The organism is Streptomyces sp. NPDC093064 (genome assembly GCF_044754605.1).
Lineage (GTDB): Bacteria > Actinomycetota > Actinomycetes > Streptomycetales > Streptomycetaceae > Streptomyces.
Genome location: NZ_JBIVPK010000002.1, coordinates 67,326 through 83,364, shown reverse-complemented (window position 1 = coordinate 83,364; position 16,039 = coordinate 67,326). Strand labels below are relative to the sequence as shown.

The 16,039-nt window shown below is 74.0% G+C and carries 12 protein-coding genes, 1 other RNA gene and 1 pseudogene; 7 read left to right on the top strand and 7 right to left on the bottom strand.

The window, feature by feature from the left end:
* From ACIQFZ_RS03275 to ACIQFZ_RS03265, 3 genes are read right to left on the bottom strand one after another with little or no spacing between them, the layout of a single operon-like run.
* Positions 1-1,182, bottom strand: a complete 1,182-nt coding sequence (locus ACIQFZ_RS03275; protein WP_376650987.1) for a sensor histidine kinase — start codon at positions 1,180-1,182, stop codon at positions 1-3.
* A 57-nt stretch (positions 1,183-1,239) separates the two neighbouring features.
* Entirely contained in the window at positions 1,240-1,959 is a 720-nt protein-coding gene (locus ACIQFZ_RS03270) for an ABC transporter permease (protein ID WP_376650988.1), read from the bottom strand.
* A gap of 8 nt (positions 1,960-1,967) precedes the next feature.
* Positions 1,968-2,912: an ABC transporter ATP-binding protein gene (locus ACIQFZ_RS03265; protein WP_402690494.1), complete on the bottom strand. Its 945-nt coding sequence runs from the start codon at positions 2,910-2,912 to the stop codon at positions 1,968-1,970.
* A 183-nt stretch (positions 2,913-3,095) separates the two neighbouring features.
* Between ACIQFZ_RS03265 and ACIQFZ_RS03260 the strand changes: the two genes are divergently transcribed.
* Positions 3,096-3,953, top strand: a complete 858-nt coding sequence (locus ACIQFZ_RS03260; RefSeq protein WP_402690493.1) for a MaoC/PaaZ C-terminal domain-containing protein — start codon at positions 3,096-3,098, stop codon at positions 3,951-3,953.
* Between the two features lie 814 nt (positions 3,954-4,767).
* Here the strand turns inward: ACIQFZ_RS03260 and ACIQFZ_RS03255 are convergent.
* Positions 4,768-5,952 (bottom strand): annotated as a pseudogene (locus ACIQFZ_RS03255) (hypothetical protein); the annotation flags it as partial.
* 198 nt (positions 5,953-6,150) lie between these two features.
* Between ACIQFZ_RS03255 and ACIQFZ_RS03250 the strand changes: the two are divergent.
* Genes ACIQFZ_RS03250 through ACIQFZ_RS03240 form a run of 3 tightly spaced genes read left to right on the top strand, consistent with a single transcriptional unit; the run spans position 6,151 to position 9,142 of the window.
* Entirely contained in the window at positions 6,151-7,050 is a 900-nt protein-coding gene (locus tag ACIQFZ_RS03250; protein ID WP_365419594.1) for a Nif3-like dinuclear metal center hexameric protein, read from the top strand.
* 13 nt (positions 7,051-7,063) lie between these two features.
* The gene (locus ACIQFZ_RS03245; protein WP_365419652.1) at positions 7,064-7,807 is read left to right on the top strand and encodes a C4-type zinc ribbon domain-containing protein; all 744 of its coding nucleotides are present in this window, start codon (positions 7,064-7,066) and stop codon (positions 7,805-7,807) included.
* 60 nt (positions 7,808-7,867) lie between these two features.
* Positions 7,868-9,142 carry a bifunctional RNase H/acid phosphatase gene (locus ACIQFZ_RS03240; protein ID WP_365419597.1) on the top strand — a complete coding sequence of 425 codons (1,275 nt, stop codon included), beginning with the start codon at positions 7,868-7,870 and terminating at the stop codon, positions 9,140-9,142.
* A gap of 236 nt (positions 9,143-9,378) precedes the next feature.
* On the opposite strand, the gene yaaA is transcribed toward ACIQFZ_RS03240, so the two are convergent.
* Entirely contained in the window at positions 9,379-10,179 is an 801-nt protein-coding gene (gene yaaA, locus ACIQFZ_RS03235) for a peroxide stress protein YaaA (RefSeq protein ID WP_365419599.1), read from the bottom strand.
* A gap of 77 nt (positions 10,180-10,256) precedes the next feature.
* Between yaaA and ACIQFZ_RS03230 the strand changes: the two genes are divergently transcribed.
* Positions 10,257-11,738: an RNB domain-containing ribonuclease gene (locus tag ACIQFZ_RS03230; protein ID WP_402690492.1), complete on the top strand. Its 1,482-nt coding sequence runs from the start codon at positions 10,257-10,259 to the stop codon at positions 11,736-11,738.
* On the opposite strand, the gene ACIQFZ_RS03225 is transcribed toward ACIQFZ_RS03230, so the two are convergent.
* Both ACIQFZ_RS03225 and ACIQFZ_RS03220 read right to left on the bottom strand, forming a co-directional pair.
* Positions 11,725-12,303: a hypothetical protein gene (locus tag ACIQFZ_RS03225; protein ID WP_365419604.1), complete on the bottom strand. Its 579-nt coding sequence runs from the start codon at positions 12,301-12,303 to the stop codon at positions 11,725-11,727. The genes ACIQFZ_RS03230 and ACIQFZ_RS03225 overlap by 14 nt on opposite strands.
* Complete coding sequence (locus ACIQFZ_RS03220; RefSeq protein ID WP_402690491.1) at positions 12,300-13,067, bottom strand: MerR family transcriptional regulator; 768 nt, start codon at positions 13,065-13,067, stop codon at positions 12,300-12,302. The genes ACIQFZ_RS03225 and ACIQFZ_RS03220 overlap by 4 nt, the downstream gene beginning before the upstream one ends.
* Before the next feature lie 139 nt (positions 13,068-13,206).
* Between ACIQFZ_RS03220 and rnpB the strand changes: the two genes are divergently transcribed.
* Together rnpB and ACIQFZ_RS03210 are read left to right on the top strand one after the other, a co-directional pair.
* Positions 13,207-13,611: RNase P RNA component class A (rnpB, locus tag ACIQFZ_RS03215), an RNA gene on the top strand.
* 509 nt (positions 13,612-14,120) lie between these two features.
* A complete protein-coding gene (locus ACIQFZ_RS03210; protein WP_402690490.1) occupies positions 14,121-15,923 on the top strand; it encodes a sensor histidine kinase in 1,803 nt (600 codons plus the stop codon).
* Positions 15,924-16,039: the final 116 nt, after the last annotated feature.

The following is a 16,039-nucleotide window of genomic DNA, read 5'->3' as shown; positions in this document are numbered from 1 at the left end:
TCACCTCGACGACGAGCCGAGCCGGACGCCGTCCTCCACCGGCTCCCCGCCGTCCACGGGCACTTCGGCGGTCACCGTGAAACCGCCGCGGGGCGAGGGGCCGGCCCGCAGCGAACCGCCCGCCGTCGCGAGGCGTTCGGTCAGTCCCTTCAGACCGGTGCCGCCCACTCCGGCCGGGTCCGCGTCCCCGGCCGGCCCGGCGGACGCGTCGTACCCGTTGTCGACGACCGTCAGACGTGCCCGCCCGGCCGTGCCGGTGACGCTGATCTCGCAGCGGCTCGCGCCGCTGTGACGTACGGCGTTGGTGACCGCCTCGCGCACCACCCAGCCCAGCAGCGCCTCGGCGCCCGGTGTCAGCGGAGGGCCCGACCGGCGCACCACGGGCTCGATACCGGCGGCGGTCAGCGCCGAGCGGGCCCGGTCCAGTTCCGTGCCGAGGCCGCCCTCGCGGTAGCCGGTGACCGCCTCGCGGATCTCGGTGAGCGCCTGCCGCCCGACGGACTCGATGTCGGTGATCTGCGTCAGCGCCGCGCCCATGTCGCGGGGCGCCAGCCGCCGGGCCGCCTCCGACTTCACCACGATCACCGACAGCGTGTGGCCGAGCAGGTCGTGCAGGTCCCGGGAGAAGCGCAGCCGCTCCTCCTCCACCGCGCGGCGGGCCAGCTCCTCGCGGGCGGCGCGCAGTTCCCGCACGGCGTCGGACAGGCTGAGGATCACGGCCGTCACCACCGTCGACAGGAACGTGCCGTAACCGATGTTGATCCCGTTCCAGCCCTCGCGCAGCCCGGCGACGACCCCCGCGAACAGGCCAAGACCCACACCGATCCGGCCGAGCAGCGGCCCGCGCAGGGCCGCGCCCGCCGCCAGGCCGAACAGCGGCAGGAACAGCAGCCAGGTGCCGCCGTACCCGATGGCCAGAGCGCACGTCACCAGGAACAGCAGCAGCAGCGCGAGGCGGGTGGAGCGGGCCGTACGCGTTCGCTTGTGGAAGGCACGGAACACCACATAGATGTAGAGCGAGTTGAAGGCCAGCAGGCCCAGGCCGCCGATCCACGGGTTCGGGGCCTTGCCCTGGAACAGGTTGGAGAAGGCGCCCATCCCCATCAGCAGCCAGGGCAGCAGGGAGAAGCCGGTGGGCGGCGGCCCCGGATGCTCGGACTCCTGCCCGTCCCCGCGCTCCATCCCGTCTTCCGCGCGGCAGGAGACCTTGCGTGACCAGTTCATGTTCGCGCTCCCCGATCAGACCTTGCCGGCATGACGGCGGTAGGACAGCACAGCGTACGAACCGAACAGCGACATCCAGCCCGCCAGTACGAGGATGGCACCCGCCGCCGGGGCGTGGCCCTCCGCGACCGACACTCCGAGTTCGGCGATCCCGTGTGTGGGCGTGTACCCGGACAGGGAGCGCAGCCAGTGCGGGAACAGCTCGACGGGGAACCACAGGCCGCCGAGCACCGCGAGCCCCAGGTTGCACACCATGTTGACGACGCCCGTGGTCTGCGCGGTCAGCCCGTAGCCGTTGCCCAGGCCGAGCAGCGTGAACGGGATCGAGCCGAGCCACAGCAGCAGCGCCGTCGCCGCCCACTGCCACGCCGCCAGCCGTACGCCGTTGAGCAGGCCGCCCGCCAGCAGCACCGCGCAGATCGCGGGCAGCACGGTCACCGAGGCGGTCAGCGCCCGCCCGGCGACGACCTGGCGCGGGGTCATCGGGGTCACCCTGAGCTGCCGCAGCCAGCCGACCGTACGGTCCTCGGCGACTCCGCCGCCGGTGTTGAGGGCCGAGCCGACCGCGCCGTAGGCGGCCATGCCGACCATGGAGGCGGTACGCCAGCCGCGGTCGGCGCCGTCGCCGAGGTTGGTGAACAGCAGGTACATCATCACCGGCATCGCGATCCCGCCGATCACGAAACCCGTGTCGCGCAGGGTGCGGCGCACCTCCAGCCGCAGGTAGTCCAGTATGTCGCGCATCACGCCGCCTCCCCTTCGCATTCGAACTCCGTGGCCGCCCGCGCGCCCGTCAGGGCCAGGAAGGCGTCGTCCAGCGAGGCCGGTGCGACCTCCAGCCCTCGCACGGCACCCAGTCCGGCCAGGGCGATCACGGTCGCGTCCGGGTCGTCGGTGCGCAGCCGCGCCCGGTCCCCGCGCACCTCCAGCGACCGCACGCCGGGCAGGAGTTCCAGGCCCTCGATGCCCCGCCCGGCCAGGTCGAAGGCGACCAGGCCGCCGCCCGCCGCCCGCCGCAGTTCCTCGCCGGTGCCGTCGGCGACGAGCCGGCCGTGGTCCAGGACGAGGATCCGGTCGGCGTGCGCGTCGGCCTCCTCCAGGTAGTGCGTGGAGAACAGCACGGTGCGACCGCCGCGCGCGTAGGCCCCCATCGCGTCCCAGAAGGCGTGGCGCGCCTCCACGTCCAGGGCCGCCGTCGGCTCGTCCAGCACCAGCAGCGCGGGGTTGCCGGCCACCGCGACCGCGAACCGCACCCGCTGTGCCTGGCCACCGGAGAGCCGGTCCGCCCGCCGTCCGGCCAGATGGGCGATCCCGGCCAGCTCCAGGGCGCGGCCGACGGGCAGCGGCGCCGGGTAGCGGCCGGCCACGAAGGCCACCAGCTCGCGGACGGTGACCCGGGGCACCGCCCGCGCCTCCTGGAGCATGGCGCCGACCAGACCGGCGCGCACCGCCCGCTCGGGCGGCCCGCCGAACAGCTCGACCGTGCCCGCGTCGGGCGGGAGCAGGCCGAGCAGCAACGAGATCGCCGTCGACTTGCCGGCGCCGTTGAGGCCGAGCAGGGCCACCGTCTCGCCCCGCTCGATGGTCAGGTCGACGCCGTCGACGGCGCGCACGGCGCCGAAGGCCTTGACCGCCCGTGTGAAGGAGACGGCCCGCTCCGTCCGTGTCATGTCTGCGTCGTGTGTCATGCCTACGACGTTACGAACTCCCGTGCCGCGCCCGGCAGATGCGCTTGTACGGACTCCGGCAGGACAAATGTCACGGCCGACTGACCCGCTGCGTACCGATCTGACGGTGTGTCAGGTGCCTTCACAGTCGAGCAGCGCTGGGCTATACAGGAGAGCGCCAGGAGACTCTGATTCCGGAGACCCATGCCCATCGACGCAGTCCAGGCCCTCGCGGCCGACCCCCGAACCGTTGAGATCTCCTGGAACCCCAGGGACGTCCTGCTCTACCACCTCGGTATCGGCGCGGGCCTGCCCGCAACCGACCCCGGCGAGCTGCGCTACACCCTGGAGACCCGGCTGCACGTCCTGCCGAGCTTCGCCACCGTCGCCGGCGGCGGCTCGCCCGGCGTGATCAGCGGCCTGTCCATGCCCGGCGTCGACGTCGATCTCGCCCACGTCCTGCACGGCGGCCAGTCGCTGACCGTGCACCGGCCCCTCCCCGTGGCGGGCACCGCCACCGCCACCAGCCGCATCGCCGCCGTGTACGACAAGGGCACGGCGGCCGTCCTGGTCATGCGCACCGAGGTCGCCGACGGCGACGGCCCGCTGTGGACCGATGACGCGGAGATCTTCGTCCGGGGCGAGGGCGGCTGGGGCGGCGACCGCGGTCCCTCCGCCCGCCCCGCCGCGCCGGTCGGCAAGCCGGACCGCACCGTCGAGCGGACGGTCCGCGAGGACCAGGCCCTGCTCTACCGTCTGAGCGGCGACTACAACCCGCTGCACGCCGACCCGGAGTTCGCCGAGCGCGCCGGCTTCGAGCGGCCCATCCTGCACGGGCTGTGTACCTACGGCATGACCCTCAAGGCGGTCGTCGACACACTGCTCGGCGGGGACGTGACCCGCGTACGGTCCTGCACCACGCGCTTCGCCGGGGTGGTGTACCCGGGCGAGACCCTGCGCATCCGCATGTGGCGGGGGGAGGGCGGGGTCCGGGTGACGGTGGGCGCCGTCGAACGGGAGGACGCGCCGGTGCTGAGCGGCACGATCGTCGACCACGGCTGACACGAAACGGCCCCGCCCGTCAGCTGACGGGCGGGGCCGTGGTGTTCGACGTGCCGTCAGGCCGCCGATTCGTTCTGCTCCGCAGGCCTACGGTGGCGGCCGCTGGGTGCGGCCTCACCGTCGCCGACCGAAACCGGACCCCGGTGCTTTCCGTGGGCCGCGGACTCTTCGACGTCGGCGGCGGACGGCTGGGTCGTGCTGGCGTCGCTCATCGGAAGAAATTCACCCCGTCAACAATGATCTTTCGTACAGCCGGGCGAGTCTAACCGGCACACCTCGGGTCGAATCCAGCCGGGCACGCCGACCGGCACTACTTCGTTACAAGCCGTCCCAGCGGCGCCTGTTGAAGCGGAACGGGGCGGGGGGTGGAGCGGGGGTCGAGAGAGGTCGGAGGGCCGGACTCCGGTGCGGGCGCGGGCGCGGGGTGCGGTCCGGGTACGGATCCGCCTTCCGGTCCGGGGTCGCCGGGTGCGGGGCCGGGGTGAGGTCCGGCGTGCGGTGGGGCTTCGGGAGCGGGGTGGGGTTCGGTTCCGGGTCCGATGCGGAATCCGGTTCCGAGTGTGGAGTGGGTTCTGGCTCCGGGTGTGAGGTGCTGGTGAGGGGTGGCTTCGCGTGGGGCGGGGAGCCTGCTTTCGGGTCCGACGGGGGGCCCGGCCTCGGGTGTGGCGTGGGGGTTGGGTTCGAGTGCGGGGTGCGGTCCGGTTCCGGGTGTGGCGTAGGGCTCGGGTTCGGTTTGTGGTTCGGGTCCGGCGGGCGGTTCGGGTTGGGCTCGTGGTCCGGAGTCGGCTCGTAGTCCGGGTTCGGTGGGCGCTTCGGGTTGGGCTCGTGGTCCGGATTCGGCTCGCGGTCCGGGCTCGGTTCCGGGCCGTGGTCCGGGTGCCGTGGCCCGGTCCGGCGTGTCGGGCGGGGCGGGGATCGGGAGGCGTGCCCCCGTCCCTGCCCCCGCTCCCGCCAGTCCCGGTCCCGGCGCCGACTGCCTCGTCGGAGCCGTCCACCGCGCCACACCGCACGGCACCGCGCTCGTGGCGTAGGGCAGACGCAGTACGCCGTCGTCGGTCCAGAGTCCGGACCCGGCCAGCCACCCCTCGGGCGCCGGGAGATGACGCACCTGCCGCTCGGCGGGCAGCCACACGGCCACCCAACTGCCTGCCGCGCCGTCGCAGCGCAGCGCCACCCCGCACTGCTCGGGGGTGAGCACCTGCCCGGGCTGGATCGCGAACGGCGTCACCACGCAGTCCGGCAGTCGGAGGCACTCCGGGAAGCGCACCGGCTGTGTGCTGCCCAGCACGCCCCAGCCCAGCCGTTGCTGCCCCGGGGAAGGGGCGTCCGAGCGGATCAGCAGCAGTCCGCTGTCGGGGTCGGCGAGCAGCAACCGGTCGTCGCTGGCGGCCGCGATCTGGAGCAGCGGCGACGTCTCGCCGCCGCGCTCCAGGTCCACCACGACCGCCTTGGTGCGCCCGCCGGTCTCCCGGTCCAGTGCGAGCATCCGCCCGGCGCGGTCCAGCCAGACCCCGCCCGAGCAGCGGCCCGGCACCTCGGCCAGGTGCTCGGGCCCGAAGCCGCCGCCGACCACCAGCCACACCGCCGAGGACCGCTGACCCACGGCGAGCGCGTAGGCCCGCCCGCCGCCGGGCGCCGGGGGCAGCAGCCGCAGCCCGGTGCCCTCCGGGCACTCGATGGCGCCGAGCGGCAGCTCGCCGGTGCCCGGTCCGGTCGGATACAGCAGCGAGAAGGTGTGCCGGCCGTCCACCAACCGCCGGATCAGCACCCGGCCGTCGCTCATCGGCAGCACCTCCGTGCCGGGCTCCTCGGGCTGGTTGCCGGGCAGCGGCACCCTGTACGGCTCGGGGCCGTCCAGCGTCCAGCGCTCCGGGTACCAGGAGTCGCCGCTGCGTGCGAGCCGGGCGGCGTAGGCACCGTCCTTCGTGATCGTGCAGCCCGCCCGCGGGGTACCGTCGTCCTCGCCGGCCGCCGAAGTCTCGACAATGCAGGCTGTCATCGTTCGGTCACCTCCTGCCAGGACGGTAGTTTTCCTACACACACCGGGCGGACCGGCGGGCGGCTGCTTCACACATACGGGTGGCCGAAAAACGATTCGCCTGTGGAAACCGAGACCGATGTGCTGGACGGCCCCGGTCCGGACGTGGGGCGACGGCACCGGTTCAGCCGCGGCGAACACCCAGGTAGCCTTGCACCCGTGCCCCGTCTGTCTGAAGTCATCGCCGCGCTGGACAACCTGTGGCCCGCCGAGCGGGCCGAGTCCTGGGACGCGGTCGGCACCGTCGTGGGCGACCCCGAGCAGGAGGTCGGCCGGGTCCTGTTCGCCGTCGACCCGGTCCAGGAGATCGTGGACGAGGCGGTGAAGCTGGGCGCGGACCTGCTGGTCACCCACCACCCGCTCTACCTGCGCGGTACGACGACCGTGGCGGCCTCCACCTTCAAGGGCCGCGTGGTGCACACCCTGATCAAGAACGACATCGCGCTGCACGTGGCCCACACCAACGCGGACATCGCCGACCCGGGCGTCTCCGACGCGCTGGCCGGGGCGCTGGACCTCAGGGTCGTACGCCCTCTGGTGCCGGACGCCACCGACCCGGAGGGCCGCCGGGGCCTGGGCCGGGTCTGCGAACTGGACCACCCGCTGACCCTGCGGGAACTCGCGGCCCGCGCCGCCGAGCGGCTGCCCGCCACCGCGCAGGGCATCCGCGTGGCCGGCGACCCGGAGGCGCTCGTCCGCACGGTCGCCGTCAGCGGCGGCTCCGGCGACAGCCTCTTCGACGACGTACGGGCGGCCGGCGTCGACGCCTTCCTCACCGCGGACCTGCGCCACCACCCGGCCTCCGAGTTCATCGCGGACCGCGCCCACAGCCCCCTCGCGCTGCTCGACGCGGCGCACTGGGCCACCGAGTGGCCCTGGTGCGAGCTGGCCGCCGCCCAGCTCGACGAGATCTCCGACCGGAACGGATGGGGCCTGCGGGTCCACGTCTCCAAGACGGTCACCGACCCCTGGACCGCCCACGCGGCGTCCGCCGCCACCCTTGCGACGAGCGCTTCGCGCGCCCCGTCCGCTACTTCCTCTTCTTCCTCTACTAGCTAACGGGAGCCCCCAACTGAACGCCGCGCCCGCCGACCAGATCCGACTCCTCGACGTCCAGGCCCTCGACGTCCGCCTCCAGCAGCTGGCCCACAAGCGGAAGTCGCTGCCCGAGCACGCCGAGATCGAGTCGCTGAACCGGGACCTCACGCAGGTGCGCGACCTTCTGGTGGCCGCGCAGACCGAGGAGAGCGACTGCGCCCGCGAGCAGACCAAGGCCGAGCAGGACGTGGACCAGGTGCGCAAGCGTGCCGTCCGTGACCAGCAGCGCCTCGACTCCGGCGCGATCACCTCGCCCAAGGACCTGTCGAACCTCCAGCACGAGATCGTGTCCCTCGCCAAGCGGCAGGGCGACCTGGAGGACGTCGTCCTGGAGGTCATGGAGCGCCGCGAGTCCGCGCAGGAGCGGGTCACCGAGCTGACCGGGCGCGTCGCCTCCGTCCAGGCGAAGGCCGACGACGCGACCGCGCGCCGGGACGCGGCCTTCGAGGAGATCGACGGCGAGGTGGCGTCCGTGACGAAGGAGCGCGAGGTCATCGCCGGCGCCGTACCCGCGGACCTGCTGAAGCTCTACGACAAGCTGCGGGGGCAGCAGGGCGGTATCGGTGCGGCCAAGCTGTACCAGCGCACCTGCCAGGGCTGCCGGCAGGAGCTCGCCATCACCGAGCTGAGCGAGATCCGCGCCGCCGCCCCCGACACGGTCGTACGCTGCGAGAACTGCAGCCGCATCCTGGTGCGCACCGCCGAGTCCGGTCTGTAGGCCGGTCTTCCGTCGGGTCTGTAGTCGCGTCTTCAGTCGGGTCGGTAAGGAGCGAGCGGCGTGCGGGAGTTCATCGTCGAGGCCGACGGCGGGTCGCGGGGCAATCCGGGGCCCGCGGGCTACGGGGCGGTGGTGCTCGACGCGGCGACGGGGGAGACCCTGGCGGAGCACGCGGAGTACCTGGGCGTGGCCACGAACAACGTGGCCGAGTACCGGGGCCTGCTGGCCGGCCTGCGCGCCGCGCACGCCCTGGACTCCTCGGCGGCCGTGCACGTCCGTATGGACTCCAAGCTCGTCGTCGAGCAGATGTCGGGCCGCTGGAAGATCAAGCACCCCGACCTGAAGCCGCTCGCGACGGCGGCGGCCCGGGAGTTCCCGGCCGACCGGGTCACCTACGAGTGGATCCCCCGCGAGCGCAACAAGCACGCCGACCGCCTGGCCAACGAGGCGATGGACGCGGGCGCCCGCGGTGAGCAGTGGTCCGGACCGTCCCTGGACACGTCGGGCAGCCCGAGCGGTGGCCCGATCCCCGGCACCGATACAGACGCCTCGTCCGCCTCCGGGGGTCCCGCTTCCGCCGACACCGGCGCGGGCGCCGACGTCCGGGCCGCGCGTGCCGCCGCCGCTGGTGGTGGCGCGGCTTCCGGTGCCGGTGGAGGCCCTGGGCCCGATGGGGCCGTCGCCACGCCCGGCTGGGCGCCCGCCGATCTCGGTGCGCCCGCCACCTTCGTGCTGCTGCGGCACGGGGAGACGCCGCTGACGCCGCAGAAGCGTTTCTCGGGCAGTGGCGGCACCGATCCGTCGCTGTCCGGTGTGGGCCGCGAGCAGGCCGAGAAGGTCGCGGCGGCGCTCGCTCGGCGCGGCACCATCCAGGCCGTAGTGTCCTCGCCGCTCGCCCGCACCCGTGAGACCGCCGGTGTCGTCGCCGCCCGCCTCGGTCTTGACGTGACCGTGGAGGAGGGGCTGCGCGAGACCGACTTCGGCGCCTGGGAGGGGCTCACGTTCGGAGAGGTGCGCGAGCGCTACCCGGACGACCTGAACGCCTGGCTGGCCTCCCCGGACGCCGAACCCACCGGCGGCGGCGAGAGCTTTGCGGCCACCGCGGTCCGTATCGCCGCCACCCGGGACAAGCTGGTCGCCGCGCACGCGGGCCGCACGGTGCTGCTCGTCACGCACGTCACCCCGATCAAGACGTTCGTCCAACTGGCCCTCGGCGCACCGCCGGAGTCCCTGTTCCGCATGGAACTGTCGGCGGCGTCCCTGTCGGCGGTGGCGTACTACGCGGACGGCAATGCGAGCGTCCGCCTCTTCAACGACACGTCCCACCTGCGCTGACCGCCACGGCCGCGCGGGCCGACCGGCCGACCCGGGCCCCGTCCCGAGCGGCCACCGCCGACACCGTGGACACCTCCGGCACCATGCCGAGCCCACCACCGTGTCCGGCACCGCATCGGCGGTCGCCCGGGACGCGTCGAGCGCGGCCGGTGTCCGCGGTGTCGCCTTGATCGCGGGCTGCCCGCCGGCCACCAGTGCCCGTGTTCCGGCGGTGCGGCGTCGGGTGAGTGCCCGCGTCAGTGGATCTCCGTCACCACCACGTCCAGTGCCCACGGCCGCCCCGCCCTGCCCGGCGGCTCCGCCTCCACCACGTACCCGAGGTCCCGCAGCGCCTCCACCAGTCCGGCCGGGTTCTTCGGGGCGGCCCCCTCGGTCAGCAGGGCGCGTACGATCCGGCCCTTCGTGGCCTTGTTGAAGTGGCTGACCACGGACCGCTTCTCCACCCCGTCCACGATCTGGGAGTGCAGCACCCGCACGGTCGCCGTCCGGCCCGCGACCTCGCCCTTCGGCTTCCACGCCGCCGCGTACGCCGAGGACCGCAGGTCCAGCACCAGACCGTCACCGGCCGCCTCGGGCAGCGCCGAGGCCATCGGCGTACGCCAGTACGCGGCCAGCGCGCCAAGACCGGGCAGCTTCACACCCATCGAGCAGCGGTAGGAGGGGATCCGGTCGGTCACCCGTACCGCACCCCACAGCCCGGAGAAGACCAGCAGCGAGCGTGCGGCGCGCCGCTTGGCCGACGGGTCGAGGGAGGCCAGGTCCAGAGCGTCGTAGAGCACACCGGTGTAGATCTCCCCGGCGGGCCGCGTCCCCGCCGTGCGCAGCCCGGCGTTCTTGGCGACCTCGCCGCGCAGGCCCTCGCTCAGCCCGAGCACCTCGCGTGCCTTCTCCTCATCCCCGGTGCACAGCTCGACCAGTTCCGTCAGCACCGTCTCGCGGGCGGCGGCCAGCCCCGGCAGCGACAGCGACTCGGGCCTCAGCGGGGCGCCGCGGCCGGCGGCGGCCTTGCCTTCGGACGGGGGCAGCAGCACAAGCACGGGGGTTGCTCCTTCGGGTAGCGCTCCGCGACAGCGTACGGCGTGCCGCCCGTGCGCCCTCGCCCTACGCTCGCTGTATGCCCCGCCGCCCGCTCCGCGTGACCGGCGCCCCCGAAGGACCCCTGAGGGCCGCCCTCGCCGCACTGCGCACCACGCTCGGCGTGCCCGGAGGCTTCCCGCCCGAGGTGCTCGCCGAGGCGGAGCAGGCCGCGCGGGACCCCTCCCTCCCCCTGTACGACGCCACCGACATCCCGTTCTTCACCCTCGACCCGATCGGCTCCGCCGACCTTGACGGGACCGGCCTCGACCGGGCGACGCACCTGTCCCGCCGCCGCGGCGGCTACCGCGTCCGCTGCGCCGTCGCCGACGTGGCCGCCTTCGTCGTACCGGCGGGCGCCGTGGACGCCGAGACGCACCGGCGGGCGAGCACCCTGTACCTCCCCGACGGCGGAGTCCCGCTGCACCCGGCCGTCCTGGGCCAGGGCGCCGCGAGCCTGCTGCCCGGGCAGACCCGGCCCGCCGTGCTGTGGACGGTCGACCTGGACGCGGAGGGCCGCACGCGGGCCGTCGACGTCCGCCGCGCCCTGGTCCGCAGCCGGGCACAGCTGGACCGCGCCGGGGTGCAGAAGGAGATCGACGCCGGGACCGCCGACGAACCGGTCGCGCTGCTCCAGGACGTGGGGCGGCTGCGGGAGCGGCTGGAGGCCGAGCGCGGCGGCATCTCGCTCGTGGTGCCCGAGCTGGAGGTCGTGGAGCATCCGGCGGACGTGCCCGGGGGCCGCGGGTACGAGCAGGCGTACCGCGCCCCGCTCCCGGCCGACCGCTGGAACGCCCAGCTCTCCCTGCTCACCGGCATGGCCGCCGCCGAACTGATGCTGGCCCACGGCACCGGCGTGCTGCGCACCTTGCCGGCCGCCCCCGACGGCGCGGTCGGCCGGCTGCGGCGCGGCGCGCACGCCCTGCGCGTCGACTGGCCGCACCACATGTCGTACGCCGCCCTCCTGCGCACCCTCGACGCGGACCAGCCGCGGCACGCGGCCTTCCTGCGCGAGTGCGCGACCCTGCTGAGCGGCGCCGGCTACACCGTCTTCCGGGACGGCGGGCTCCCGGCGATCACCACGCATGCCGCCGTCGCCGCGCCCTACGCGCACTGCACGGAACCCCTGAGCCGCCTCGCCGACCGGTACGCCACCGAGATCTGCCTGGCCGCCGCGGCCGGCCGGGACGTGCCCGAGTGGGTGCTCGCCGCGCTGGACGCGCTGCCGGACCGGATGGCCGAGGGCGCCCGGCGCGCGGCCGCCGTGGAGCGGGAGTGCCTGGACGTGGTGGAGGCCGCGCTGCTGAAGGACCGCGTCGGCGAACTCTTCGACGGCGGTGTGATCGACGTCGACGAGCACCGCCCCACCGACGGCACCGTCCACGTGGAGTCCCCGGCCGTCGTCGCCCGTGTCGAGGGCGGCACCACACCGCTGCCGCTGGGCGAACGGCTCCGGCTCCGGCTCACCCGGGCCGACCCGTCCGCCCCACCACCGGCGAGGGTGCGCTTCACTCCCGCGTGAGCGCCCGCACGAGCACTCCGGCGTCCTCGGCGTGGAACCGCACGAGCCGCACCCGCCTGCGCCTGCCGAGGAGGGTGACGTGCTCGACCGGCGCGGTCAGTTCGAGGGTGACGGAGGTCTGCGAGCCGACCGGCACGTCCAGCTCGCCCTCGGCCCGCTCGTGCGTCGTACGCGTCTCGCGGCGCACGGACGCGATCCGGTCCAGCGGGATGCGCAGATCGACATGGACGGCGTGCCGTATGCGCAGATGGTCCGCGCCCAGCACATGCGGCCGGACCACCGAGGCCGCGTGCAGGGACACGATGAAGACGACGGTGTACACGTCGAGGAACAGCATCACCGCGTGCACGGCCGGCCAGTTCCGCAGCAGCACGGCCATCGCCAGCGTCTCGATCACGCAGACGAACGCCAGCCCGGCCATGACCGGGCCCTGACCGCGGGCGTACCCGAAGGCCTGCCCGCCGCCGGTGCCGTGGGTGCGGCGCGCCAGCCACAGGGCCAGGCCGGCCAGCAGCCGCAGCTCGTGCCGGGCGAGACCGGACGCCGCCCGCACCGCGGCCCTCACCGCCGTCCCTCCCAGAGGATCCGCAGGGCCTGCCGGATCGCCTCGGCCTGGGCCGGTGCGAAGTCCGCGTAGAGGGCGCGCAGGAATCCGTGGGCCTCGTCGGGACGCGCCTCCTGCGGCAGCATCTCGCGGGGAACGAACCCGGCGATCGCACGGGCCGCCTCCGCGATCCGCGGATCGTCCGGAACCGCCTCGGCGTCCACGTCGGCCAGCGCGTCCAGCAGCGCGTAGGCCTCCCGCGCCCGTGCGGCCCCGTCCGGCGAGCCGAAGACCGCGCTCACGGCGCCCATCAGCCGCTCCCGGTCCGCCGGTGCCGCGGCCGTCTCCAGCAGCGCGAGGACCTCGCGGTCCTTGGCGGCGGCCGGGGAACCGGGCAGCTCGGCCGCCGTCGCGGCGAACAGGGCGGCCAGCTCGGGGGAGACCGGCCCCTCGGCGGGCACCTCCCCCACGTCGAGCAGGGCGCGCAGCCGGACCCTGCGGTCCCGGATCGCCGCCTCCTGCCGCGCCAGGTCGGCGTCGAGCTCTTCGAGCACCTCGACCAGGTCCTTCCCGGCGTCGTCGGCGAGTACGTCCCGCACTTCCGCCAGGCCCAGCCCCAACTCGGTCAGCCGCCGTATCCGGGCCAGTGCGACGGCGTGCCGCAGGCCGTAGTGCCGGTAGCCGTTGGCCCGCCGCTCCGGCTCGGGCAGCAGCCCCAGGTGGTGGTAGTGCCGCACGGTCCGCGTCGTGACACCGACGGCCGCGGCGAGTTCTCCGATCCGCATACGACCAGTACAGACGTTGACGTCGCGTGAAGGTCAAGCGCAGGGTGCGGCGGCCGGCCGGGGCCTGACCTGGGCCGGGCCGGTGCCGGGCCGGAAACGGCGCGGTCCGCGCGACCGGTACCATGGTGCCTACGGCAGACGAGCCGGGCGGACGGCCGCGTGGAGCCCCTTGGGGCTTCCCGAGGAACGTCCGGGCTCCACAGGGCAGGGTGGTGGCTAACGGCCACCCGGGGTGACCCGCGGGACAGTGCCACAGAGAACAGACCGCCGGGGATCTCGGTCCTCGGTAAGGGTGAAACGGTGGTGTAAGAGACCACCAGTGCCCAGGGTGACCTGGGCAGCTAGGTAAACCCCACTCGGAGCAAGGTCAAAAGGGGCCGCTGTAAAAGGCGCGCTCTGCGCGGACGTTCGAGGGCTGCCCGCCCGAGTCCGCGGGTGGACCGCACGAGGCCGGCGGCAACGCCGGCCCTAGATGGATGGCCGTCGCCCCGGGCTCCGCGAGGAACCCGGGGAACAGAACCCGGCGTACAGCCCGACTCGTCTGCCGCTCCACATTCCCCGGGGCGTGCCTTCCTGCCGCCGGCCGGGGTCGTCGCAGTCGTCACCGTCCCTGCCGGTCGCCGTCGTCTCAGTCGTTGCCGTCCCCGCCGGGTGTCTCAACAGCCCCAGATGTTGGGTGTGTTCGGCTTCGGCTTCCGTGTGGTTGGCTGGAAAGTGGCTGCTGGTGTGCGGAGTTGACGTCTCGGGGACGCTCATATTTACAATTTTGACACTTCGTCAACACGTTTGGCAGCCTGTGCTTGTGCGTCAGCCGGGTTGAGATGGTGTCAACTTCCTTATCACAGCTGGTTGTTCAGCCGGTCGGTTCACGACGAACTTGTGTCGTTGGCGGACTGCGCAGTTAGTCAGATCTTCTCGCGCAGAAGGATGGCTAGCATGAGCCAGTACCCGGTCGGAAGATCGTCGTCCTCTTGGCGACCCCCTTTCCGGCCTGCGGCCGCCGAGTGTCGGCTGCCCCGTTTCTTCTGATCTCATGGACCGAGGGACCGCGGAATGTCAGTGCCTGCACCGCCCAGTCAGCACCGGTCGGCGAAGGCGCCGCACACCTCGTCGACCGCGCCCCTGGTCGTGCTGGTGGTGAGCGTCGCGGCCGGCGGTGCGGCCGTCGCCCTGGCGCCGTCCGGCGCCCGCACCTGGGCGCTGACCGTGGCGGCGGTCGCCTGGGTGTGCGTCGCCGCAGTCGCCCTCGTCAGCCACCGGCTCATCCGCCGGGCCCGGCGCACGGCGGCCGTGCAGGCCTCCGAGACCGGTCGTCTCAAGGCGCAGTCGGCGCAGCTGTCGGCGGAGACCGCGCACCTGGTCAACGTGACGCTGCCCGCCGTGGCCAAGCGGCTGCGGGACGGCACGAGCGCGGTCGACGCGGTGGGCGGCGTGACGCCGCCGTCCGACCCGCAGCTGGGCCGGATCGTGCACACCTTCGCCGACGCCGTCGAGGAGGGCGTCCAGCACGCGGCCGCCCTGGACGGCGAGCGCCGGCAGGCCCGGCACGAGCTGAACGAGGCGGCAGCGGCGCTGGAGCGGCTGGCGCAGGAGACGCTGCCCGCCGCGGTCGCCCGGCTGCGCGAAGGCCAGTCCGCCGACACGGTGCTCGCCGAACTCGACCTGCCGCAGCTGCTCATGGTCCGCACCCCGACCGAGTCGTTCATCCGCGAACTCGCCCACAGCGAGCGGCGCGCCGCCGCGGCACAGGCCGCCTCCGCCAAGGCGCTCAGCCGAGTCCAGGCCAAGTCCGTCAGCATGCTCGCCGACCTGCGGGAGATGCAGGAACGGCACGGCGAGGAGGTCTTCGGCGACCTGCTGAAGCTGGACCACAGCACCTCCCAGCTCGGCCTGATGACCGACCGGCTGGCGCTGCTCATGGGCGGCCGGTCCAGCCGCGCCTGGAACAAGCCGATCGTGATGGAGAGCATCCTGCGCGGCGCCGTCGGCCGTATCGCCGCCTACCAGCGGGTGCGCCTGCACTGCTCCACCACCGCCGCGATCTCCGGCTTCGCCGCCGAGGGCGTCATGCATCTGCTCGCCGAGCTGATGGACAACGCCGCGAACTTCTCCCCGCCCATCGACGAGGTGCACGTCTACGTCGAGGACCGCAGCGCCGGCATGGTTGTCACCATCGAGGACAGCGGTCTGAAGATGGCCGACGCGGCGATGCGCCGCGCCGAGGAGGCGGTGTCCGGTCACATGACCGACCTCGCCTCGCTCCAGGGCACCCGGCTCGGCCTCGCCGTGGTCGGACGGCTCGCGGGGAAGTACGGCATCAGCGTCAACTACCGCCCCTCGTCGCGCGGCGGCACCGGCGTCGTCGTCCTGCTGCCGCCGCAACTGCTCGCCCAGCAGCGCGAGTCGGTGTCGCGTGAGGCAACCGGCCGCCCCGCAGCGGGCACCGCGCCCACGCCCGGCCCCGCCCCGGCCGTGTCGCCCGCCCCGGCCCCGGCGCCCGAGGCCACCTCGCGCCCCGGCGTCCCGGAGCGGCCCGCCGCCCGGCCGGAGCTGCCCGAACAGGGGCAGCCCCGAAGCGCCACCGGCTCCACGCTGCACGGCCTGCCCGTCCGCGCCCCCGGCCGCACCATGGCCGAGGCGGAACGGGAGCGCGAGCAGCGCCGGTCGGCGTCCGACGCGGCATCCGGGGCGGCGTCCGCAGCGGCATCCGAGACGGCGGACGGAGCCGGCCCGGAGCAGCGCCCGGCACGCGACGCCGGTTCGCGGTTCGGTGCCTTCCACCGTGGGCGCCGATCCGCGGGCGGCTCCGCCGGACCGGATGCCCGGCCCGGGTCCGAGCCGCCGGCCGCCCCGTAGCCGCCCCCCTTCCCGTACGGCGCCCGGGGCGTCGGCGCCCACTTCCCGCTCGAATTCCTGAGATTGGAGGAACGGGCCGGTGACCGGTCAACCGGGCACCACCGTCCCATCACCCA

Coding starts and splice junctions, on each gene's coding strand:
- ACIQFZ_RS03220 (WP_402690491.1), bottom strand. CDS start 13,067: ATGCGGATCGGAGAACTCGCCGCGGCCGTCGGTGTCACGACGCGGACC.
- ACIQFZ_RS03210 (WP_402690490.1), top strand. CDS start 14,121: ATGTCAGTGCCTGCACCGCCCAGTCAGCACCGGTCGGCGAAGGCGCCG.
- ACIQFZ_RS03230 (WP_402690492.1), top strand. CDS start 10,257: ATGCCCCGCCGCCCGCTCCGCGTGACCGGCGCCCCCGAAGGACCCCTG.
- ACIQFZ_RS03275 (WP_376650987.1), bottom strand. CDS start 1,182: ATGGAGCGCGGGGACGGGCAGGAGTCCGAGCATCCGGGGCCGCCGCCC.
- ACIQFZ_RS03265 (WP_402690494.1), bottom strand. CDS start 2,912: ATGACACACGACGCAGACATGACACGGACGGAGCGGGCCGTCTCCTTC.
- ACIQFZ_RS03260 (WP_402690493.1), top strand. CDS start 3,096: ATGCCCATCGACGCAGTCCAGGCCCTCGCGGCCGACCCCCGAACCGTT.